The sequence below is a fragment of the Streptomyces sp. NPDC050732 genome (assembly GCF_040654255.1).
Classification (GTDB): Bacteria; Actinomycetota; Actinomycetes; order Streptomycetales; family Streptomycetaceae; genus Streptomyces.
In genome coordinates this window covers 75,198-96,927 of record NZ_JBFAHP010000026.1, presented here as the reverse complement: position 1 = coordinate 96,927, position 21,730 = coordinate 75,198, and the positions used below count along the sequence as shown (strand labels likewise).

Genomic DNA, 21,730 nt, shown 5'->3' with positions numbered 1-21,730 from the left:
GACACATGGCGCACGGGCGCCTGCGAGGCACGGGACGACACCGGGCCGTGAAACCGGTCAAGGGCGGCCGCCAGGCGGTGGCGCTGGCCACGGTCCTGTCGGCGGCGGGAATCCAGGCCGCTGGTTCCGTGGGGACCGCGTCGGCGGAGCCGCTGCCGACCTGGACGGAGGGGCCGATCTTCAACGACCCCAAGGGCTCCGTCGACCAGCAGCACGCCATCAGGACCCGGCTGATCGAGCTGACGAACGCCGCCGTGCCCGGCTCGACGATCAAGGTCGCGGTCTACCACGTCTGGGAGGCCCCGGTCGTGGACGCGCTCGTCGCCGCCAAGAGGCGCGGCGTGCGCGTCCAGGTCCTGCTCGACGAGACCAGCAAGAGCGACCGGCCGACGAACACCTCGTACAACACGCTGAAGTCGGCACTCGGCACGGACCGGACCAAGTCGTCGTTCGTGTCCCTCTGCCCGACCGGCAAGTCCTGTCTGGGCAACCCGAGCTACGGCAAGTCGATCATGCACAACAAGTTCTGGCTGTTCTCGGAGGTCGAGGGCGCCAGGGACGTGGTCGTGCAGACCACGTCGAACTCGACGCCGTCCGCGCACACGAAGTTCTTCAACGACGCGCTGCTGCTGCCGGACAACCCCGCGATGTACGACGCGTACGCGGAGTACTTCACGGACATGCTCGGCAAGCGCTGGGCGGACTGGGACTACCGCACGGTCAGCAGCGGCCGCTACAAGGCGTACTTCTTCCCGCGCAACGGCACGGTCAACGAGACCGACACCATGTACTCCGTCCTGAACAACGTGAAGTGCACGTACAAGGACTCCGCGGGTGTGACGCAGCACACCAAGGTCCGCGCCGCCATATTCAAGATCACGCGGAAGCAGATCGCCGACAAGCTCGTCTCGCTGAAGAAGGCCGGCTGCTCGGTGAGCATCCTGTACGCGGAGACGGACAGCGCCAAGAGCCAGGGCGGCACCCCGGGCACCTGGGAGCAGCTGCACACGTCGGGCGGCCCGTCCGTGCGCTGCTACAACGACGACCGGGACCCGCTGCACCCCGGCTCCCGCCTCACGACGCCGTACATCATCCACTCGAAGTACCTGCTGGTCGACGGCGTGTACGACGGCAAGCGGAACAAGGTCTCCTTCACGGGGTCGCAGAACTACACGGCACCCGCGCTGCGCGAGAACGACGAGGCGATCGTCAAGATAGACGACGACTCGGTGCACGACACCTACCGCTCGCACTTCGACCGCACGCGGGCCGTGGCCTGGCCGGGGAGCGCGGACAAGACGGACCTGTGCAAGGGCGTCAAGCCGCTGCCGCCGGACGGTGAGAAGCCGGTCACCTGAGCGGGGGCGCGGGGCTGGTTTGACCCTTCCGGACCAGCCCCGTAACCTTGACCGTCGGCGTGTTCTTATGCACGTCCGCCCTCTGTAAACCTATTTCCTCTCGTGGCACCGGGCCGTGTCCGGGTTGTGAGAGAGGCCGTTCCGCTTCCGCGGGCGGCTGGACTGCAGGGGTTCCGTTCCGAGCGAGAGAGAGATCCGCGTGTACGCCATCGTGCGCAGCGGTGGTCGTCAGCACAAGGTTGCTGTCGACGACATCGTTGAGGTTGACAAGATTTCCACTGCCAAGGTTGGCGACACGGTCGAGCTCTCGACCCTGCTCGTTGTCGACGGCGACGCCGTGACGAGCGACCCGTGGGTCCTTGCCGGCATCAAGGTCCAGGCCGAGGTCGTGGACCACCACAAGGGTGCGAAGATCGACATCCTTCGCTACAAGAACAAGACCGGTTACCGCCGTCGTCAGGGTCACCGTCAGCAGTACACGGCGATCAAGATCACCGGTATCCCCACGGCTGCGAAGTAAGGGACTGAGACAAGATGGCACACAAGAAGGGCGCATCGTCCACTCGGAACGGTCGCGACTCCAATGCTCAGCGGCTCGGCGTGAAGCGCTTCGGCGGTCAGGTCGTCAACGCCGGTGAGATCCTGGTCCGCCAGCGTGGCACGCACTTCCACCCGGGCGCGAGCGTCGGCCGCGGCAAGGACGACACGCTGTTCGCGCTGGCCCCCGGTGCGGTGGAGTTCGGTACCCACCGCGGCCGCAAGGTCGTCAACGTCGTTCCGGTCGCCTGATCCAGGCTTCCGTAGAACACGTTCTTCGCGAGGGCGGACCTCTCTTCCCGGTGTCGGGAAGAGGGTCCGCCCTTCGCGTGTTAGACGTAAGACATTTCCGTTCTTTTCTGGAGGCACCCAACCATGACCACCTTCGTGGACCGCGTCGAGCTGTACGCCGCCGCGGGTAGCGGAGGCCACGGCTGTGCCTCCGTCCACCGTGAGAAGTTCAAGCCGCTCGGCGGCCCGGACGGCGGCAACGGCGGCCGTGGCGGCGACGTGATCCTGGTCGTCGACCAGGACGTCACCACCCTCCTTGACTACCACCACAGCCCGCACCGCAAGGCCACCAACGGCCAGCCCGGCGCCGGCGACCACCGCTCCGGCAAGGACGGCCAGGACCTGGTCCTGCCCGTCCCTGACGGCACGGTCGTCTACGACAAGCAGGGCAACGTCCTGGCGGACATGGTCGGCCAGGGCACCACCTTCGTCGCGGGCCAGGGCGGCCGCGGCGGCCTCGGCAACGCGGCGCTGGCCTCCGCCCGCCGCAAGGCCCCCGGTTTCGCGCTGCTCGGCGAGCCGGGCGAGGCCCGGGACGTCGTCCTGGAGCTCAAGACCGTCGCCGACGTCGCCCTCGTGGGCTACCCGAGCGCGGGCAAGTCCTCGCTGATCTCCGTGCTGAGCGCCGCGAAGCCGAAGATCGCGGACTATCCGTTCACGACGCTCGTCCCGAACCTGGGCGTGGTGACGGCGGGCTCGACCGTCTACACCGTCGCGGACGTGCCCGGCCTCATCCCCGGCGCCAGCCAGGGCCGCGGCCTCGGCCTGGAGTTCCTGCGGCACGTCGAGCGGTGCAGCGTGCTCGTGCACGTGCTCGACACGGCGACCCTGGAGTCCGACCGCGACCCCGTCTCCGACCTCGACGTCATCGAGGCCGAGCTGCGGGAGTACGGCGCGGGCCTGGAGAACCGGCCGCGCATCGTCGTCCTGAACAAGATCGACGTACCGGACGGACAGGACCTCGCCGACCTGGTCAGGCCCGACCTGGAGGAGCGCGGCTACCGCGTCTTCGAGGTGTCGGCCGTCGCCCACAAGGGCCTCAAGGAGCTGTCCTTCGCCCTCGCGGAGCTGGTCGGCGAGGCGCGTGCCGCGAAGCCGAAGGAGGAGGCGACCCGCATCGTCATCCGTCCCAAGGCCGTCGACGACACCGGCTTCACGGTCACCCGCGAGGAGGTCGGCGGCGAGCCGCTGTACCGCGTGCGCGGCGAGAAGCCGGAGCGCTGGGTGCGCCAGACCGACTTCCAGAACGATGAGGCCGTCGGCTATCTCGCGGACCGCCTCAGCCGCCTCGGCGTCGAGGAGGCACTGATGAAGGCCGGTGCGCGCAACGGCGACGGCGTCGCCATCGGCCCCGAGGACAACGCGGTCGTCTTCGACTGGGAGCCGACGATGATGGCGGGCGCCGAGATGCTCGGCCGCCGTGGCGAGGACCACCGTCTGGAAGCGCCCAGGCCGGCCGCCCAGCGCCGCAGGGACCGCGACGCGGAGCGGGACGAGGCGCAGAAGGAGTACGACGACTTCAAGCCCTTCTAGCACTTCGGGGCAGGCGCGTACGACAAAGAGAAGGGCCCCGGAGCTTGGAAACAAGCTCCGGGGCCCTTCTCGTTGCCGCTCAGGGGGTCACGCGGTGACCGAGTCCTCCGCGCCGTTCGGCTCGTTCGACTCGTTCGGGTCCTGCTCCGTCTCCTCCGCCGCTTCCTCGGCGATGCGCTGGCCCGGGATGTCCGCGTCGATGCGGGACGTCATGCGGGCGCGGCGGGCGTCGGCCTTGGCGCTCAGGGCGAGGGCCGCGGCGTTGAAGCGGACCAGGGAAGGCGGGTCGGAGGGGCCCAGGAGGTGCTCCTTGAGCTCCGCGCGCGCCTCGGCGTGCGGGTCGAGCTCCGGGGCGCGCACGGCCTTCAGGAGGGCCGCCACGCCGTCCGCCTCGGGGGTGAGGATCGTCGCCGCGGACGCCGTCGGGAAGCTCGCGCGGAACTCCGCCTCGGACATGCCGGCGGTGTTGGCGACGGCGTACGGCTTCTCGCTGCTCAGCCAGTCGGAGACGACCGAGGAGACATCGCTGATCAGCAGGTCGGCCTGGTTGAAGCAGGCGAAGATCGCCGGGCGCGCGGACGTGATGATCTGGTGCTCCCACTCCGGGAAGGAGGCCCAGAACGCGGCCTCCCAAGCGGCCGTCGCCGCGGCCACGGCGGCCTGCTGGCCGCCGTCCGGGGAGCCCTGGAGCATCATCCGCTCCTGTTCGTCCGCGCTCTTGCGGAAGCGCCGCGCGGTCAGCCGGTCCAGCTCCTCGGTGCGCCGCGCCAGTTCGGCGGCGGCCTCGGGGCCAGGACGGGCGCCGGAGCGCTTCGTGTTCGCCGCGAGGATCATCGCCTTGATGCGCTCGTTGGCGGCGCCCGCGCGCGGGTCCTGCGAGCCGGTCATCGGGTGCGGCTTGTAGAGGAGGCGCACGCCCGGGTCCGCGAGGAGCTCCCGGACGATGTTCTCGCCGGCCAGGACCACCGAGGTGTTGCCGGGGTTGCCGTCCCAGCCCTCCCAGGTGGGGGCGTACAGAACGGTCGTGTACGGACCGGTGGGCGCGCCGGAGAACGGGCGGATCGGGGAGAGCTGGGGGCGGCCGACCTCGACCACGTCCTTGTCGTCCACGCCGATGTCCGCGAGCTGGTAGCGGTCGCGGGCCGCGGGGCCCGCCACCCACACCTCGTCGTACGCCTTCGCGTAGGGGTTGCATGAGGAGAGCTTGTCGCTCTCGCCGTGGTTGATGAAGGCGTGCTTGATCGTGGGGATGCGCAGGACCTGGGAGGTCTTCGCGGCGTTCGCCGGGTGCAGCATCATCTTCAGCGTCGACGTCTCCAGGGAGAACATCGTGGCGACCTTCGGGAAGCAGATGATCGGGACGTCGGTCGCGTCGATCTTCTGCACCATGAACCGCTCGCGCAGCACGATCAGCGGCTTGCCGTCGAGCGCGGCGAGCGTGGAGAGCCACATGTTCGCCTGGTACGCGGACGTGGTGCCGCCGGAGAAGTACATGGCGACGGTCGGCTTGTACTCCGCCAGCCACGCGTCGAGCCACTCGATGACCCGCTGGTCGTTCTTCGCCCGCTTCTTCGGCAGCAGCCAGGTGGCGAGGTAGAGCGCGCCGGCGCCGATCAGGGTGAGGGAGACGGCGAGCCCGATGCCGCCCCAGTACGCGTCGGTGGTGCCCGCGGTGAGCAGCAGGCCGGCCGTCGTCGGGACCGAGAAGGTCAGCAGGCGGTGGGCCTGGCGGCGGGAGAGGATCCGCGGCGGGGCCGCGGTCAGATGCAGGTCCGACGCGTCGATGTTGCGGGTGACGATCGGCAGCGAGCGGGTGCGGCGCACGAGCACGGCGACGGCCTGGCAGGCGAAGTGCAGGGCGTAGAAGCCGAGCAGCGCGATGGTCAGCGGCGACTGCTCGGCCAGCGGCTCTATGCCGTCGATGCGCAGCAGCCCGACGAGGATCAGCATGTCGCGCAGGAGCTGGCGCACCGTGACGTCGAAGCGGATCTTGCCAAGGAGGGAGAGGAGGCCCGGCTGCTTGTACTGCAGATAGATGTCGAGCGCGAGATTCGCGGCGGCCGCGGCGATGAACACCGGGACGATGGGGATCAGCGCGGTCGCGAGCTGTGTCGCGAAGAGCGCGAACATCGCGAACAGCGCTGACAGCTGCACGATGCGTCGGGGGGCGAGTCCGGCAGAGGGCACGGGCTTGGGCTCCTGGCGGGGATGAAGGGGGATGAAGGGAAACTGGGGGGAAGTCGACCACTGACCGTATGACGCGCAGTGGCTCCCTAGCAATCTTCCGTGACGCCAATCACTGGATAAAGGGGCAAAGGAGACTGAACCCCGAGCCCGTTTTTCGCCTCTGACTCGAATACGTCTCCCGGTGCCCCGTAGATTGCAGGTCCGGAGATCGTAGATCCGGAGCACCGGTTCAGTTGGGTTGGGGAAGAGCGTGGCAGCGGCAAGGCAGTCAGTGGCAGAGGCCCGGCGGGTCGTCGTCAAGGTCGGGTCGTCGTCCCTGACCACCGCGGCGGGAGGCCTGGACGCCGACCGTGTCGACGCCCTCGTCGACGTACTGGCGAAGAGCAGGATCATGGGGGCGGACCGCAGGTCCTCGGTTGAGGGTGGTGGCGGGCGACGGGCGGGCGGGGGCGAGCGCGAGATCGTGCTCGTCTCGTCCGGCGCCATCGCCGCCGGGCTCGCCCCGCTGGGGCTCGTGCGGCGCCCCAAGGACCTCGCCCGCCAGCAGGCCGCAGCCAGCGTGGGCCAGGGCCTCCTCGTGGCCCGCTACACAGCCTCCTTCGCGCGCTACGGCGTACGCGTCGGACAGGTGCTCCTCACCTCCGACGACATGGCCCGCAGGGCCCATCACCGCAACGCCTCGCGCACCCTCGACCAGCTCCTCGCGATGGGCGCGCTGCCCGTCGTGAACGAGAACGACACCGTGGCGACCGACGAGATCCGCTTCGGTGACAACGACCGGCTCGCGGCCCTCGTCGCCCACCTCGTCCACGCCGACCTCCTCGTCCTCCTCTCCGACGTCGACGGCCTCTATGACGGCGACCCCGCGAAGCCCGGCACCTCCCGCATCGACGAGGTCACGGGCCCCGCCGACATGGCGCACGTCGAGATCGGCAGCGCCGGCAAGGCGGGCGTCGGCACCGGCGGCATGGTCACCAAGGTCGAGGCGGCGCGGATCGCCGCGGCCGCCGGCATCCCCGTCGTCCTGACCTCCGCGAGCCAGGCGGGCGACGCCCTCGCGGGCCGCGCCACCGGCACGTACTTCCACCGCACGGGACGCCGCTCCGCCGACCGCCTCCTGTGGCTGCAGCACGCCTCCGAGCCGCGCGGCGCGCTCACCCTCGACGAGGGCGCGGTGCGCGCGGTCGTCGAGGGCCGCAAGTCGCTGCTGCCGGCCGGTATCGCGGCCGTCGAGGGCGACTTCACGGCGGGCGACCCGGTCGAGCTGCGGGACGCCGCGGGCCGGGCGGTGGCGCGCGGACTCGTGAACTTCGACGCCAAGGAGATCCCGCTGCTCATTGGCCGCTCCACCCGGGATCTGGCGCGCGAACTCGGACCTGCGTACGAGCGGGAGGTCGTGCACCGGGACGACCTCGTCCTGCTGCACGGATAGCCCCCGGAAAGCCCCAGGTCGCGTCGGACCGCCCGCCCCGCGCACCTCACGCGCCCCGGCTGAAAACCATCGCGGACGGCCCGCGCCGTCCGCTCCGCGGAAGGTGAAACTCCCCAAAACCGCCCCGCGGGACTGCTTGGCCTGCTCAACTTTGTTGAAGACAGTTCTGCACGACCGTTGCGTATCAGCACCACCATTGCGTAAAGGAGGCCGTCGTGAGACGAGTACGCCCAGGGGCGGCGTCCCGCGGCTCGGCTGAGCGGACGCTGACGAGCGTCGCCGCGGGAACGGCGTACGAGAGCGACCCGCCCGGCGCGCGGGAGAGCGACGCGGGCGAGAGCCGGGAGGGCGAGAGCGCGGCGGCGCCCCGGCTGTGGCACGTCACGCTGAGCGTCTCGGGCGCCGAAGCCCCGCTCGACGAGCTCAGGCGAGGACTCGAACAGCTCGCCCACGACCACCCCTTTCTCCTCACCAGCAGGTACGCGCCGGACCACGCCGAGATCCGCTACTGGGAAGAGGCCCGCGATCTGCACGACGCGGCCGCGGTCGCGCTGCGCCTGTGGGGCGAGCACCGGCAGAGCGCCCAGCTGCCGCCGTGGGAGATCGTGGGGCTCGAAGTGATCGGCCGCGACACATACCACCAGCGCATCGCAGAGGGTTACGGTCCGTTACCGGCCGCTCCCGTCGGCGTGCATCCCTTTTGAGCCGTCGTCCCACGGGGCCACCGCGCCGGTCTCGGGGACTGGAACACCGGGTGGACGCCGCGCGCGCGGGGATTACCCTGCGGGCATGACGTCGCTCTCTCCCGTCTCGCCCTACGACAACCTCTCGCCGGTCGCCCGGGCCGCCTACCGCGCCCGTGGCGCGGCCGCCACGCTCGCCCCGCTGCCGCGCGCCGCCAAGGACGACGCGCTGCTCGCGATCGCCGACGCCCTCGAAGTGCGGACCTCCGAGATCGTCGAGGCCAACGGCAAGGACACCGAGCGCGCCCGCGAGGCCGGGACCAGCGAGTCCATCGTCGACCGCCTCACCCTCACCCCGGAGCGGGTCCGCGCCATCGCCGCCGACGTGCGGGACGTGGCCGCCCTGCCCGACCCGGTCGGCGAGGTCGTCCGCGGCTCGACCCTCCCCAACGGCATCGACCTGCGCCAGGTCCGCGTCCCCCTCGGCGTCGTCGGGATCATCTACGAAGCCCGGCCGAACGTCACCGTGGACGCGGCCGCCCTCTGCCTCAAGTCCGGCAACGCCGTCCTGCTGCGCGGCTCGTCGTCGGCGTACGCCTCGAACACCGCCCTCGTGCGCGTCCTGCGCGACGCCGTGCACGGCGCGGGACTGCCCGCCGACGCCGTCCAGCTCGTCCCGGGCGAGAACCGCGACTCCGTGCGCGAGCTGATGCGCGCCCGCGGCCTCGTCGACGTCCTCATCCCGCGCGGCGGCGCCTCGCTGATCAAGACGGTCGTCGAGGAGTCCACCGTCCCCGTCATCGAGACCGGCACCGGCAACTGCCACGTCTACGTGGACGCCGCCGCCGACCTCGACATGGCCGTCGACATCCTGATCAACTCCAAGGCCCAGCGCCCCAGCGTCTGCAACGCCGCCGAGACGCTGCTCGTGCACCGCGACATCGCCGACGCGTTCCTGCCGCGCGCCCTGGACGCCCTCGCGGAGGCCGGGGTGACCGTGCACGCCGACGAGCGCGTCCTCGGCTACGGGGACGCCTCCAAGGCCACCGTCGTGCCCGCGACCACCGAGGACTGGGAGACCGAGTACCTCTCGTACGACATCGCGGCCGCCGTCGTCGACACCCTGGAGCAGGCCGTCGAGCACATCCGGCTGTGGACCTCCGGGCACACCGAGGCCATCGTCACCACCTCCCAGCAGGCCGCGCGCCGCTTCACCCAGCTCGTGGACTCCACGACGGTCGCCGTGAACGCCTCGACGCGCTTCACCGACGGCGGACAGTTCGGCTTCGGCGCCGAGATCGGCATCTCCACGCAGAAGCTGCACGCGCGCGGCCCGATGGGCCTGCCCGAGCTGACCTCCACCAAGTACATCGTGACGGGCGACGGTCACATCCGCTGAATTCCCTTTCCGGCTGCCCAAATTGCCCCTTCCAGGGCTACGCTGGAGGGGTGCCGGAGGACGTGGGGGGCACGCCGTCGTTCCCTGACGGCTGGGAGCCCGACGACGACCGCGACCGCGGGGGTGCGGACGAAGAGTTCGCCTCCGTGGTCTTCGACGAGGACTTCGTGCGGGCCGCGGAGATCCACGAACCCACCGCGGTGGAGCGGCTGTTGGCCGCCGCCCAGGCGCGCGCCGAGGCCTCCGAGGCCGAGGCCCGCCGGGCGCGCACCCGAGGCCTCGGCCCCGACGCGGCGGACGACGACCTCTATGAAGACGGCTTCGGCCCCGACGACGGCAGCGAGTTCGGCCGCGACGACCTCGACGACGCCTACGAACACATCGCCCGCAGCGAGGGGTACGGCCGCCCGGGCCGCCACCCCGGCCAGATCCGCTGGCACCGCCCCATCGCCTGGATGCTCGCCCTCGTGATGGGCGTCGGCATGGTCGCCCTCGCCTTCACCGCCGTCTACCGAGGGGCGTCCTCGGGCCGCCAGGACCAGGTGCCCGCCCCCGCCTCGACCGAGGTCGGGCAGGGCGCCGGCAAGGAGGCGCCGCCCAGCCCCTCCGTCTCCGCCGAGTTCGGCAGGTCGGCGGTCCCCGCCGAGCCGCGCACGCCGTGAAGAGTTGACCGAACTTGTCGTGTACCAGGGCGTTTACCAGGCGTCCCGGAGACCTACTCTGAAGGTATGGGCGGTCCAGGAGACCCACCCGCAGGGACACCCGAGGGCGCTCCCGGCGGTGGCGAGGACGAGTACGGGTCGGTTGTCTTCGACGAATCGTTCGTGCGCGCTGCCCGCCTCCAGGAGTTCTCCGCACAGGAGCGCATGGGCGACCACACGCGCGCCGTGCGCCGGCGCCCGGGACTCCACCGGAGCCTCTCCCGCCAACTCGTGGTCCTCGCCGTCCTGATGGCCGTCGCCTTCGGCACGGCGATCTACATGGGCGTACGGAACCCCTACCACTCCCCGACGGCCAAGCGTCCCGAACCGCTGCGCATGACGGTGATACCGCTGGCCCCCACGGGCCGCGTGCCCGGCTCGACCAGCGTCCCCGACCTCTACGCACGCAGCCCGGCCGCACAGCTCCGGGTGGGCGCCGCAGGGATCAACCTCCCCGGCGCGCGCCGCACTTCACACTTCTCGGACAGCCAGGTGATGGCCGCGCTGGTCACCGCCAAGGACTACCTGGTCGCGTCCTCGCTCGCCCCGGACATCCTCACCGGCGGCTCCGCGCGCTCCGTGCGCATCCTGGTCGACCCGCGCCAACTGGCCCAGTTCGACCGGAGCTTCGCACACCCGACGGCCGACGGACGGCACGCGGCCACCGGCTGGCTCGTCCGGTTCGACCCGGCGAAGACCGCGCTCGCCGACAAGCGGGTCAGGACCGAGGGCACGATGCGGGTCGAGGAGGCCGGCAAGAACGCGCTGGAGGTCACCTCGGACCACACGTTCGTGTACGCGGTGCGGCCCGCCGGCAAGACGGCCGGCGGGGACCGCGTCGAGGCGTCCCTGTTCACCGTCCGCCGCGAGCTGCGCTTCCGCTTCGACCGCGACGACCTGCGGATGCACCGGGCCGAGCTGGTCACCTCCGCCACCCAGGCGGGCCCCCTCGCCTGCGGGGGCGAGACGGCGAACCACCTGCGCCCGCTGCTCGCCGGGCAGAAGGCGAAGGCGGCGGGCCCGGCGGGCACGGATCCGTACGCGACGGGGGACGCGACGGCGCTGTGCGGATCGCTGGCGGCGTCGGCCCAGCCCTCGCTGTCTCCGTCGTGACGGTTGCGACCGGGGCTGTTACGGCTGCTTGTCGTCGGTCGGCGAGCCGGTGCCGGAACCGCCGCCCTGGCCCGTGAACTTCCCGCGCAGCTTGCCGCCCAGGTCTCCCGCGCCGCCCGCGATGTCGTTGACCAGCTTCATCAGCGGGTCCTTGCTGTTGCGCACGTCGTCGGCGTACGCGGAGGCCGACTGGCGGAAGGAGTCGGAGACCGAGGTGTCCCTGTCCTCGTCGCGGCGGGGGTAGTGGCCGTCCATGATGCGCTGGTAGTCGCGCGATTCGGCCCACTTCTTCAGCTCGGCGGCGCGGACCGTGGCGAAGGGGTGCGTGCGCGGCAGGACGTTCAGGATCTTCAGGACGGAGTCGCGCAGGTCGCCCCCGGCCTCGTACTCCTCGGCCTGCTCCAGGAACGCGTCCACGTTCATCTCGTGGAGGTGGTTGCCCCCTGCGAGCTTCATCAGGCCGCGCATCGAGGCCTTCAGGTCCTGCCCGACCAGCAGGCCCGCGCGGTCCGCCGACAGCTCGGACTTGCGGAACCACTCGCGCAGCGCCGTCACGATCGCCATGATCGCGACATTGCCGAGCGGGATCCACGCGACCTTCAGCGCGAGGTTCGTGAGGAACAGCAGGATCGTGCGGTAGACGGAGTGGCCGGAGAGGGCGTGGCCCACCTCGTGGCCGACGACCGCCCGCATCTCCTCCTCGTCGAGCAGTTCGACCAGGCCCGTCGTCACGACGATGATCGGCTCGTCGAGGCCGATGCACATCGCGTTCGGATTCGGGTCCTGGTTGACGTACATCGGCGGGACCTTCTCCAGGTCCAGGATGTAACAGGCGTCCCGCAGCATGGTGTTGAGGTGCGCGAACTGCGCGTCGGACACGCGCACGGAGTCCGACAGGAACAGGAGCCGCAGGCTCCGCTCGGGCAGCAGGCCGCTGAGCGCCTTGAAGACCGTGTCGAAGCCGGTCAGCTTGCGCAGGGCCACCAGGGCCGAGCGGTCCGCCGGGTGCTCGTAGGCCCGTGACGAGATGCCGGGGAAGCGCCTGCGCTGCCGGCTCGGCACGCGCTCGTGGCCCTCGCCGCCCTCGCCGCCCCCGCCGCGGTGGTTGTCGTCGGTCATGCCGCATCCCCCATGTCTCGTCCTCTCGTGCCCCCGAGGTGGGCCCCAGCCTAGGCGGAGATACCGTGACAGGGCAGCACACAGAAGGAGTCTTCCGTCATGGAGCACAGTCAGCACAAGCCCGGGGTCGCCTGGCTCACGGAGGCGGCCAAGGCCGCGGAGCAGCAGGGACCGGGCAATCTGCTGCGGATCGTGCTGATCGTCATGGTCGTCGGATGCGTACTGGTCGGCTGGTTCCTGTTGCGCGGTTACCGCCAGGGAGCCGACAACGGGACGCGTACGGCCGAGCAGGGCGCGGAACGTACCCCTCCAGAGAGCACCGAAGGTACGACCGACAAGGGAGCCGACGACCGCAACGGCTGAGTCGGCGTGAGCCGGAGCGAGGCCCCCGCTTACGATGGGCCGGAAATCTTTATGTCCATCCCACCTCCGGATAGGTCCTGCCTGAGATGAGCCTCCACAGCAACGCCGCCCAGCTGGTCACTCTCGCCTCCGAGGGCGGCGAGCACGGCGGCAACCACGAAAGCCTCAGCCCTCTCCTCACCGGCGGCGGTGCCTTCGTCGTCCTCATGCTCCTCCTGTGGATCACCACCCTCTTCAACCGGGACCGCTAGGACAGGTCCCGGGACCGGAGCAGGGCCCCTCGACCGGGCCGGTAGGGTCTGCACGCATGGGAGAGCAGGACATGCCTACCGGTCCGGTGAGCAACGGCAAGCGCCGCCTGGGCGTCATGGGCGGAACGTTTGATCCGATCCACCACGGACACCTCGTGGCGGCCAGTGAGGTCGCCGCGCAGTTCCACCTCGACGAGGTGGTGTTCGTGCCCACCGGCCAGCCGTGGCAGAAGAGCGACAAGCAGGTGTCACCTGCCGAGGACCGTTATCTGATGACGGTCATCGCGACCGCCGAGAACCCGCAGTTCTCGGTCAGCCGCATCGACATCGACCGCGGCGGGGCCACCTACACCACGGACACGCTGCGCGATCTGCGTGCCCTCAACCCCGACACGGACCTCTTCTTCATCACGGGCGCCGACGCCCTCGGCCAGATCCTCACCTGGCGGGACACGGAAGAGCTGTTCTCCCTCGCGCACTTCATCGGGGTCACCCGGCCCGGCCACACGCTGGCCGACCCCGGGCTGCCCAAGGGCGGTGTCTCGCTGGTGGAGGTGCCGGCCCTGGCCATCTCGTCCACGGACTGCCGCGCGCGGGTCGCCAAGGGGGACCCGGTCTGGTATCTGGTGCCCGACGGTGTGGTGCGTTATATCGACAAGCGTGAGCTGTACCGCGGCGAATGAGCCGAGAGGGGCACCGGTGAACGACCGACAGTACGACCCTTATGCGGGCAGCGACCCGTATGCGGGCGAGTACGCGGGTGAGTACGCCGCCGACCAGTACCAGGTCGTCGGGTACGACGAGTACGGGCAGCCGGTGTACCAGCTGGTGCAGCAGCAGCCTCAGCAGTCACAGCAGCCGCAGGTGCCTCAGCAGTACCAGGGGTACGGGTACGACCCGTATGCCGGCGGGCAGCAGCAGGGGTACGGCGCGCAGGGGTACGACGCACAGGGCGCCGCCGCGACTTCGTACGACACGGCGACTTCGTACGACACCGCCTGGGTCCCTCAGCAGCAGCAACCGCAGCACGAGCAGCAGCCCCGGCCTCGTGCGGCGGCGCCCGCCCCCGTACCGGAGCCGCGTGCACCGGAGCCGCGTGCACCGGAGCCGCGTGCGCCGCAGCCCGAGCCGAGCACGTCGCAGCCCGAGTACAAGACCGAGCAGTTCTCCTTCATCGAGGAGCCGGACGAGGACTCCGAAGACGTCATCGACTGGCTGAAGTTCACCGAGAGCCGCACCGAGCGGCGCGAGGAGGCCAAGCGGCGCGGGCGTTCCCGGGTCGTCGCGCTCGTCGTGGCCCTCGCACTGGTGATCGCGGGCGGCGTCGGCTACCTGTGGTTCGCGGGCATGCTGCCCGGCCGGTCGGGCGGCGAGGACGGCGCGGCCGCGGCGACAGGACCGCAGAAGCGCGACGTGATCGTCCTGCACCTGCACAACACCAAGGGCAAGGGCACCTCCACCGCGCTCCTGGTGAACAACACCACGACCAAGCAGGGCGCCACCGTCCTGCTGCCCAACTCCCTCGCCGTGACGGACGACAACGGCACGGCGACGACGCTCGGCAAGTCCGTCGACGACGACGGCTCGACCGGCACCCGCGAGTCGATCGACACGGTGCTCGGCACCCAGGTCGAGGGCACCTGGCGGCTCGACACCCCGTACCTGAACAACCTCGTCGAACTCGTCGGCAACATCGACATCGACACGAACACCGACGTGCCCGACCCGAAGGCGAAGAACGGCGAGGCGCCCCTCGTGAAGAAGGGCGAGCAGCAGACGCTGAGCGGGCCGATGGCCGTCGCGTACGCCACCTACCGCGCGCCCGGCGAGACGGAGACCGACCAGCTGAACCGCTTCGGAGAGGTCATGCAGGGCGTCCTGCGCAAGCTCTCCTCGGACCCGCAGGCGGCCACGACCACCGTGCAGTCCCTCGCGCAGATCCTCGACCCCTCGCTGGCGGAGAAGGACCTCGGCGCCTTCCTCGCCAAGCTCGCCGACCGCGCCAAGGGCGGCGACTACAAGACGTCGCTGCTGCCGGTGCGGCAGGACGGCACGCTGACCGAGCAGGCCGGCGAGACCGTGGTCAAGGACGTCCTCGGCGGCACGGTGAAGAGCCCGGAGAAGGGCGCGGCCCTGCGGGTCGGCGTGCGGAACGCCTCCGGGAAGAAGGCGGCGGGCGAGGACGCCCGGGTCTCCCTGGTCAACGGCGGCTACACCTTCATCGACGGCGGCACGGGCTCCGCGGCCCGGCCCACCTCGCAGGTCACCTACGCGGACGCGAGCAAGAAGGCGCAGGCCACCGAGGTCGCGAAGACCCTCGGCCTGCCCGCGAGCGCCGTCAGCAAGGGGAAGACGGCGGCGAACGCCGACGTCTCCGTAGTGCTCGGACAGGACTACCGGACCGGCTAGATCAGGAGGCGCCCCGGGCGGTGACGTAATCGTCTGGGGCGCTGTCGGCGGTCCGTGAGACCCTTGGGGTGTATCCACCAGCCGAAGGAAAGCTCTCTAGTGACCGCCACGGACCGCTCCACCGAGCTCATCAACGTCGCCGCCCAGGCGGCTGCCGACAAGCTCGCGCACGACATCATCGCGTACGACGTCAGCGACGTGCTGTCGATCACGGACGCGTTCCTGCTCGCCTCCGCTCCCAACGACCGCCAGGTCAAGTCGATCGTCGACGAGATCGAGGAGCAGCTGAACAAGCAGCTCGGCGCCAAGCCGGTCCGCCGCGAGGGGGACCGCGACGCCCGCTGGATCCTCCTCGACTACGTGGACATCGTGGTGCACGTCCAGCACAGCGAGGAGCGTGTCTTCTACGCCCTTGAGCGCCTGTGGAAGGACTGCCCCGAGATCGCCCTGCCGGAGGACGCCAAGGCCACCCGCGGCAAGGCCGCCGAGCACGCCGAGCAGCGGGCCGCGGAGGAGGCCGACCTGGACGGGGAACTGGGGTGAGCAACCGCGGCTGCCGGATCATCCTGTGGCGGCACGGCCAGACGGCCTGGAACCTGGAGCGCCGCTTCCAGGGCTCCACGGACATCGAGCTGACCGAGACGGGCGTCGCCCAGGCCAAGCGCGCCGCCCGCCTGCTCGCCTCCCTGAAGCCGGACGCCATCGTCGCCTCCGACCTCAGGCGCGCGGCGGCCACGGCCGCCGAGCTCTCCGCGATCACCGGCCTCCCCGTCACCCACGAGGAGTCCCTCCGGGAGACGTACGCCGGTGACTGGCAGGGCCTGACGCACGACGAGATCATCGCCCGCTTCGGCGAGCAGTACGCCGCGTGGAAGCGCGGCGAGGCGGTGCGCAGGGGCGGCGGCGAGCTGGAGACCGAGGTGGCCGACCGGGCCGCGCCGGTCGTCCTGCGCCATGCCGAGAAGCTGCCCGCGGACGGCACGCTCGTGGTGGTCAGCCACGGCGGCACGATCCGCACCACGATCGGTCGCCTCCTCGGCCTTGAGCCCCACCACTGGGAGGGGCTCGGCGGCCTCACCAACTGCTGCTGGTCGGTCCTCGGCCAGGGCGCGCGGGGCTGGCGCCTCCTGGAGCACAACGCCGGCACGCTGCCGGAACCGGTGCTCGGCGACGACGACTGACCTTCCCGACCCGGATTTCACATTCGGGCTGGTCGCAGGCTAAAGTTCTTCTTGTTCGCCCGCCGAGCGGGAAGAACGCAAGGGGCTATAGCTCAGTTGGTAGAGCGCCTGCATGGCATGCAGGAGGTCAGGAGTTCAATTCTCCTTAGCTCCACAGTCCCGGAAATCCCGTCCCCACCAGGGGGCGGGATTTTCTTTTGCCGCCGCCCGTCGCCTGCCACCGGGTGTCGTGTCCGGACTGGTACGGATGCGTCGCTGACCAGGCCGCTCGGAGCGTGGCAGAATCGGACGGCCGGAAGGGGACGCAGCCCGACGGGAGGGAGAGCGCGATGCCTGCGAGCATCCTCGGAGAGGTCGACCGCCTCTCCGAAGCGGCGGACGTACGAGAACGGCCCGTGCCCCGCACGCTCCTCGACTGCCCTTCCTGCGGCTCGTCCCACGTCGCTCAAGTGCTCGGTGACAACGGCGGAATCTCGTACGTATGCACCGCCTGCGGCCACAGCTGGAGCTGATCGATGGGTGCACACAGGCGGAAATGCGACTGGTGCGGCAGTGGCACACCGATCGTCCGCGACATGGAACCGGTCAACCAGGAGTATCAGTACTGGTGCGAGGAATGCGCCCGGGCGCTGATCATAAAAGGCGACCCCATCGAGACGTACCGCGAGCTCGAAGGGGAGCCGATCTACGGTCGGCTGCTGGACGAACACTGCACGCTCAAACGGTTCTACTCGTTCGCGACCGCGTGACCGCCGCTGCCGTCACCAGGAGAAACGCGAAAGCGGCCGCCACGTAGAGGGCGGACAGCACCATCTGGCCGTGGTTCTGGGCGAGTTCGAGCCGTCCTTCGCCGTGCGGCACCCACCACAGGGCGTACGAGCAGAAGACCAGGGACGCGGCCCCGGCGGCAGCCCACCGCCACCGGCCGCCCCGGCGCCCCGCCTCCGCGCCCAGGAGCAGCACCATCGGCACGCACCACACCCAGTGGTGCGACCACGACACCGGACTCACCAGGAGCGCGGTCGCCGCACAGGCGAGGACGGCCCGGGCGCGCTCCCCGCGCAGTGCGGCGGCGACCGCGACCGCGAGGCCGAGCGCGCCGGCCGCGGCGGCGGCCAGGGCCCAGGGGGCACCGGGCTCCCCGGTGTGCAGGAGCCGGGCCAGGACGCCGCGCAGCGACTGGTTCGCGGTGTCCTCGGCGAACCCGACCCGGCCCGCCTCGAAGACCATCCGGGTCCAGAAGCGCCACGAGTCGTACGGCAGGACGGCGGCCGCGAGGGCCGTCGCACCGGCGAAGGAGACGGCCGCCACGCCCGCGTGCCGCACGGCCGCCCGCCACGGCCCGCGCCGCACCGCCTCCGCGGCCCCCGTGAGCAGCAGAAGCGCCGCGAAGAGCGCGGGCGTGAGCTTGACCGCCGCCGCCACCCCGATGCCCACGCCCGCCCAGTGGTGTCCGGGGCGCCGGGTCAGGTCCCACAGGACGAGGACGGCGAGCAGCAGATTGATCTGCCCGTAGCGCAGCGTCGTCCACACCGGCTCGCACCAGACGGCGACGGCGGACACCCACAGGACGCTCTCCACGCGCGCGTGCCGCTCGCCATGGACCAGTCGCAGGGAGAGGTGCACGAAGACGATCAGGAGCAGCAGGTTGCCCAGCGTCGCGAGCGTGCGCATGTCCGCCGGGTCCAGGAGCGTGAGCGGGGTGAAGAGCAGCGCGGCGAACGGCGGGTAGGTGGTGGGCAGCTGGGCGTCGGTGGCGCGCAGCGCGTAGAGGTCGCCGCCCGCGCGCACGGTCTCGCCCTCGGCCCGGTAGACCATCAGGTCGATCATCGAGACGTCGGCGGCGCGCTGCGCGAGCCAGAAGGCCGTGAGGGAGAGCAGACAGCCCCCGGCGGCCAGCGGCACCCGGCGACGGGAGGCGGCGAGCGCGGTCACGGGCACGGGCACGGTCACGAAGGCTGACAGTACCGGGCGTTTCGGACGGTATCCGCCCAGACCGGAAACGATTTGGTGGAGCACGGGTATGACCGTGTAATGTTGGCGGAGCCGCCGGGGAAACCGGGCGGACAAGCAAGGGGCTATAGCTCAGTTGGTAGAGCGCCTGCATGGCATGCAGGAGGTCAGGAGTTCAATTCTCCTTAGCTCCACAGAATATGAGCGGGCCACCCGGATCGGGTGGCCCGCTCTTTCGTTGTCATGACCTTCTTGTCATGGTCCTCTCGTCGCCGTTACTGCCTTCCGCTGCCGAGCGCTCGGCGGCCCCGGCCCGGCGGGAGCGCGGCCGGCAGCGTCCGGGGTGCCGGAAGGGCCGGCTTCGGGGCCTCCTCGATGCGCAGCGCGAGCGCGGGACAGCGGCGCACCGCGCGGGTGGCGCGCGCTTCGGAGTAGCGCGGTACGGCCGCCTCCGCCACCGAGGGGAAGCCGTCAGGGCCCAGTTGGATGAGTTCGGGGACGATGTCCGCGCACAGCCCGTGGCCCTGGCAGAGCGTCCAGTCGACGGCGAGCTTGCGGCCGCTGGGTGCCTCCGCCCGGGGCGCGTCTGCCTGGAGGGGCAGGACTCCCTGGACGGGGCGGCCGCAGCCGCCGCCCAGGACGTGCGCCGCGAGGTCGTCCGTGAACGCCGAGATCGACGACTCCAGGAAGGCCGCCGAGCCGTCCGGGTGCTTGCACGCGCCGCGCCGCTTCACGGCCCGGGTCACCTCGCGCAGCGCCTCCAGAGCGGTCGGCCCGCCGCCCTGGAGAACGTCGGCGAGGCCGCGGGCCGCCGCGGGGAGCCCGAGGTAGCAGGGGCCGCACTGTCCCGAGCTCTCGGCGGCCAGCCAGTGCGCGACGCGCAGCGACTCCCCGAGGGGGCAGGTGCCCGCGCCGATCGGCAGGATCGCGCCCGCGCCGAGTGCGCCGCCGCAGGCGTCCAGGGCGGCGCGTGAGACGACCGCGTCGTGTGCCGTCATGCCGTCGAGCCACTTGCCGTGATAGCCGCCCGTGAGCACGCCCTGCGGGAGCGCGGGTGCGCCGGCGAGTTCGAGGACGTACCGCAGGGGCACTCCGGTGGGGACCTCGACGACCATCGGCCGTGCGACCGCTCCGGAGAGGGTCAACAGGACCGTGCCCGGCTCGTCGCGCAGGCCGGTGCGGCAGTAGCGTTCGGCGCCCGCCCGGGCGGCGACGGCGAGCTGCGCGAAGGTCTCCGCGTTGGAGAGGAGAGTGGGGGCGCCGCCCACTCCGGAGTCCGACGTCCGCACCTTGCGGCCCGGTGGCAGGGGAGGTCCGCCGTCCGCCGAGCGGACGAGCGCGGAGGACTCTCCGGTGACCATGCGTACGGGATTGCGCTGCACGCGCGCGCGGAGGGCCGGGCCGCGCCGGTTGCCGAGGCCCCGCTCGGCCAGCGCGGTGCGCATGGAGGCCTCGGTGGAGTCGCGGGTCACGCCGACGATCAGCGTGCGGGCTCCCAGGGCCTCGGCGGCGAGCAGGGCGCCGTCCAGGATGAGGTGCGGGGCGCGGTTGATCAGGACGGTGTCCTTGCGGCAGGCGGGCTCGTCCTCGCTGCCGTTGACGACGACCACGGGGCGTACGCCTCGGCGTATCGCCGCGTCGGCGACGGCCCGCAGCTTCTGGGCGAACGGGAAGCCCGCGCCGCCCCGGCCGCGCAGCGCGATGTGCTCGGCGAGGCGGGCGAGGGGTTCGCCCGCCATGGGTTCCAGGGGGCCGTGGACCTTCAGGTGCATGGCGAGATCGAGGCGTTCGACGAGGTCGAAGCCGGAGGTGAGCAGGGGCAGGCCGACGACGCGGACTTCCGGGACATCGGGCAGTGGGGCGTTCACGGGTGGCCTCCGGTGGCGGCGTTCCAGGGCTCGCCCGCGCCGGGGGCCTGAAAGGGCCCGGGCAGCGGTTCGGTGGCGGGGCCGCTGTCGTACGCGGGGTCGAGGGGCGCGTCGTACGAGGCGTCGTAGAAGGGCTGGGGGGTGGTGTCGTACGTGGGCGGAGGCGCGATGTAGGGCGACTCGGCGGGTGGTGGCGGCGAGGGCGCGGGCCAGCGGCCGGTGGGGTCGGTGCGGGGTGGGGGGACGGTGGGGTGCGGGGGAGCGGTCGGGGCCAGCGCGCGGTAGGCCGCCGAGATGCCGGCGACCGGCTCTGGAGAGGGCGTGGGGGCGGTCGTGCCGGGCAGCGGGGCGGAGACGGTGTCCCGCGCGGGCGGCTCCGCCCGGAGGGAGGCGTCGCGCTCCGGTTCGAGCAGGGCGAGGACCCGGGCGGCGACCTTCCGCTTGACCGGGCGCGGCGCCGCGCGCAGCGCGACGGCACCGGCGACCCCGGCCAGGCACAGGGCGTACAGCGCGACCACCCACCCCTTCGGCGGGCGGCCCGCGTACAGGCCGTGGACCAGCCCCGCGCACCAGGCGGGATAGGCGAGCATGTGCAGCGCCCGCCAGCGCGAGGCGATCCGCGCGGGAGAGGCGAAGGCGCTGCGCAGGGCGCCGGTGACGGCTGTGGCGATCATGAGGATGCCCGCGAGCGAGCCGAGGCCGATGAGTCCGGCGCTGCCGGAGACGCCGAGCCCGAACGGCATGAGGGCGCCGAACAGCGACACGTGGTCGAGTGCCACCTTGACGGTGCCGTGCAGCAGCAGGAAGCCGACGGAGGCGATCGCGGTGGTGCGGTGCACAGCCTGGGCGAGCAGGCGCTGGCGCGGATGCAGGAACAGGCGGTCCGTGGCGACCAGGCCCCAGACGACGGCGGCGGTCAGGCAGACCAGGGAGAGGACGCCGGTGGTGAAGTCGATGGCGGCCCGCAGGCCGTCGCTGCCCGTGAGGACGAGCAGGGGTATCAGCAGCAGGGCTCCGGTACCGAGCAGAGCACTCTTGCGGTGGAGGTGCAGAGAGTTCATGGGGGCGGCTCCGAAATGGTTCGGTCCCGCCGCATGCTAAGTCGCTCCATACCGGTGGGTACGGGATTTGAGTTATTGCGTTGTTATCAAAGTGCGACACGATCTTGGTGTTGCCCCGATAGTGGGCGGTACGCGGAGTAACCCATGGCCAAGGGTCGGGAATCGGCCGGGTTCCCGGACGCCCGGGCGGCATGGATGGAAGCTCGTCGCGGGCCGCGGGAGGGCTGCGGTACCCTGACGCCATGCGTGCCGTACGCCTTCTGCTTAGCGGGCCGCGCTGATCAGTCCCGA

General features: G+C 71.2%; 22 protein-coding genes and 2 tRNA genes. 19 read left to right on the top strand and 5 right to left on the bottom strand.

All coding sequences use genetic code 11. From position 1 onward, the window contains the following. The first annotated feature begins 5 nt into the window (after nucleotides 1-5). From AB0H82_RS23645 to obgE, 4 genes are all read left to right on the top strand, one after another. Nucleotides 6-1,358, top strand: coding sequence for a phospholipase D-like domain-containing protein (locus tag AB0H82_RS23645; RefSeq protein ID WP_362995777.1), 1,353 nt, complete (start codon nucleotides 6-8; stop codon nucleotides 1,356-1,358). 199 nt (nucleotides 1,359-1,557) lie between these two features. Further along, complete coding sequence (gene rplU, locus AB0H82_RS23640) at nucleotides 1,558-1,878, top strand: 50S ribosomal protein L21 (RefSeq protein WP_055566950.1); 321 nt, start codon at nucleotides 1,558-1,560, stop codon at nucleotides 1,876-1,878. A 14-nt stretch (nucleotides 1,879-1,892) separates the two neighbouring features. Then, nucleotides 1,893-2,147 (top strand): 50S ribosomal protein L27, encoded by a 255-nt coding sequence (gene rpmA, locus AB0H82_RS23635; protein WP_362995775.1) that lies wholly within the window; start codon nucleotides 1,893-1,895, stop codon nucleotides 2,145-2,147. Between the two features lie 123 nt (nucleotides 2,148-2,270). Further along, entirely contained in the window at nucleotides 2,271-3,719 is a 1,449-nt protein-coding gene (gene obgE, locus AB0H82_RS23630; protein ID WP_362995773.1) for a GTPase ObgE, read from the top strand. A gap of 87 nt (nucleotides 3,720-3,806) precedes the next feature. On the opposite strand, the gene AB0H82_RS23625 is transcribed toward obgE, so the two are convergent. After that, nucleotides 3,807-5,906 carry a hypothetical protein gene (locus tag AB0H82_RS23625; RefSeq protein WP_362995771.1) on the bottom strand — a complete coding sequence of 700 codons (2,100 nt, stop codon included), beginning with the start codon at nucleotides 5,904-5,906 and terminating at the stop codon, nucleotides 3,807-3,809. A 250-nt stretch (nucleotides 5,907-6,156) separates the two neighbouring features. On the opposite strand from AB0H82_RS23625, the gene proB reads away from it, so the two are divergent. The 5 genes from proB (at nucleotide 6,157) to AB0H82_RS23600 (ending at nucleotide 11,234) form a co-directional block, all read left to right on the top strand. Beyond that, on the top strand, nucleotides 6,157-7,338 hold the full coding sequence (gene proB, locus AB0H82_RS23620; RefSeq protein WP_362995769.1) for a glutamate 5-kinase: 1,182 nt from the start codon (nucleotides 6,157-6,159) through the stop codon (nucleotides 7,336-7,338). Between the two features lie 215 nt (nucleotides 7,339-7,553). Then, on the top strand, nucleotides 7,554-8,042 hold the full coding sequence (locus AB0H82_RS23615) for a hypothetical protein (protein WP_362995767.1): 489 nt from the start codon (nucleotides 7,554-7,556) through the stop codon (nucleotides 8,040-8,042). A gap of 85 nt (nucleotides 8,043-8,127) precedes the next feature. Beyond that, a complete protein-coding gene (locus AB0H82_RS23610; protein ID WP_362995765.1) occupies nucleotides 8,128-9,420 on the top strand; it encodes a glutamate-5-semialdehyde dehydrogenase in 1,293 nt (430 codons plus the stop codon). Between the two features lie 50 nt (nucleotides 9,421-9,470). Further along, nucleotides 9,471-10,082 (top strand): hypothetical protein, encoded by a 612-nt coding sequence (locus tag AB0H82_RS23605; RefSeq protein WP_362995763.1) that lies wholly within the window; start codon nucleotides 9,471-9,473, stop codon nucleotides 10,080-10,082. Between the two features lie 66 nt (nucleotides 10,083-10,148). Then, the gene (locus AB0H82_RS23600; RefSeq protein ID WP_362995761.1) at nucleotides 10,149-11,234 is read left to right on the top strand and encodes a hypothetical protein; all 1,086 of its coding nucleotides are present in this window, start codon (nucleotides 10,149-10,151) and stop codon (nucleotides 11,232-11,234) included. Nucleotides 11,235-11,252: 18 nt separating this feature from the next. Here AB0H82_RS23600 and AB0H82_RS23595 read toward each other — a convergent pair whose 3' ends face one another. After that, nucleotides 11,253-12,353, bottom strand: a complete 1,101-nt coding sequence (locus AB0H82_RS23595; RefSeq protein WP_362995759.1) for a M48 family metallopeptidase — start codon at nucleotides 12,351-12,353, stop codon at nucleotides 11,253-11,255. Nucleotides 12,354-12,452: 99 nt separating this feature from the next. On the opposite strand from AB0H82_RS23595, the gene AB0H82_RS23590 reads away from it, so the two are divergent. The 9 genes from AB0H82_RS23590 (at nucleotide 12,453) to AB0H82_RS23550 (ending at nucleotide 17,306) form a co-directional block, all read left to right on the top strand. Continuing rightward, entirely contained in the window at nucleotides 12,453-12,716 is a 264-nt protein-coding gene (locus AB0H82_RS23590) for a hypothetical protein (protein ID WP_362995819.1), read from the top strand. Nucleotides 12,717-12,802: 86 nt separating this feature from the next. Next, on the top strand, nucleotides 12,803-12,967 hold the full coding sequence (locus tag AB0H82_RS23585; protein ID WP_362995757.1) for a hypothetical protein: 165 nt from the start codon (nucleotides 12,803-12,805) through the stop codon (nucleotides 12,965-12,967). A gap of 56 nt (nucleotides 12,968-13,023) precedes the next feature. Continuing rightward, complete coding sequence (gene nadD, locus AB0H82_RS23580) at nucleotides 13,024-13,650, top strand: nicotinate-nucleotide adenylyltransferase (protein ID WP_356262450.1); 627 nt, start codon at nucleotides 13,024-13,026, stop codon at nucleotides 13,648-13,650. Nucleotides 13,651-13,666: 16 nt separating this feature from the next. Beyond that, entirely contained in the window at nucleotides 13,667-15,376 is a 1,710-nt protein-coding gene (locus AB0H82_RS23575; protein WP_362995754.1) for an LCP family protein, read from the top strand. A gap of 99 nt (nucleotides 15,377-15,475) precedes the next feature. Next, a complete protein-coding gene (gene rsfS, locus AB0H82_RS23570; protein ID WP_362995752.1) occupies nucleotides 15,476-15,919 on the top strand; it encodes a ribosome silencing factor in 444 nt (147 codons plus the stop codon). After that, nucleotides 15,916-16,557 (top strand): histidine phosphatase family protein, encoded by a 642-nt coding sequence (locus AB0H82_RS23565; protein WP_362995750.1) that lies wholly within the window; start codon nucleotides 15,916-15,918, stop codon nucleotides 16,555-16,557. Before rsfS ends, AB0H82_RS23565 begins: the two co-directional genes overlap by 4 nt. 81 nt (nucleotides 16,558-16,638) lie before the next feature. Then, nucleotides 16,639-16,711: transfer RNA gene (locus AB0H82_RS23560), tRNA-Ala, on the top strand. A gap of 175 nt (nucleotides 16,712-16,886) precedes the next feature. Beyond that, the gene (locus tag AB0H82_RS23555; RefSeq protein WP_362995749.1) at nucleotides 16,887-17,069 is read left to right on the top strand and encodes a hypothetical protein; all 183 of its coding nucleotides are present in this window, start codon (nucleotides 16,887-16,889) and stop codon (nucleotides 17,067-17,069) included. Between the two features lie 3 nt (nucleotides 17,070-17,072). After that, nucleotides 17,073-17,306, top strand: a complete 234-nt coding sequence (locus tag AB0H82_RS23550) for a hypothetical protein (protein ID WP_306334254.1) — start codon at nucleotides 17,073-17,075, stop codon at nucleotides 17,304-17,306. Here AB0H82_RS23550 and AB0H82_RS23545 read toward each other — a convergent pair. Further along, entirely contained in the window at nucleotides 17,275-18,510 is a 1,236-nt protein-coding gene (locus AB0H82_RS23545; RefSeq protein WP_362995747.1) for a glycosyltransferase 87 family protein, read from the bottom strand. The two genes, AB0H82_RS23550 and AB0H82_RS23545, sit on opposite strands and share 32 nt — an antisense overlap. A 121-nt stretch (nucleotides 18,511-18,631) precedes the next feature. Here AB0H82_RS23545 and AB0H82_RS23540 point away from each other — a divergent pair. Continuing rightward, a tRNA-Ala gene (locus tag AB0H82_RS23540) sits at nucleotides 18,632-18,704 on the top strand. An 81-nt stretch (nucleotides 18,705-18,785) separates the two neighbouring features. Here AB0H82_RS23540 and AB0H82_RS23535 read toward each other — a convergent pair. Together AB0H82_RS23535 and AB0H82_RS23530 are read right to left on the bottom strand one after the other, a co-directional pair. Beyond that, nucleotides 18,786-20,378: an NADH-ubiquinone oxidoreductase-F iron-sulfur binding region domain-containing protein gene (locus AB0H82_RS23535; RefSeq protein ID WP_362995745.1), complete on the bottom strand. Its 1,593-nt coding sequence runs from the start codon at nucleotides 20,376-20,378 to the stop codon at nucleotides 18,786-18,788. Continuing rightward, nucleotides 20,375-21,439, bottom strand: coding sequence for a hypothetical protein (locus AB0H82_RS23530; RefSeq protein WP_362995743.1), 1,065 nt, complete (start codon nucleotides 21,437-21,439; stop codon nucleotides 20,375-20,377). The genes AB0H82_RS23535 and AB0H82_RS23530 overlap by 4 nt, the downstream gene beginning before the upstream one ends. Between the last annotated feature and the right edge of the window lie 291 nt (nucleotides 21,440-21,730).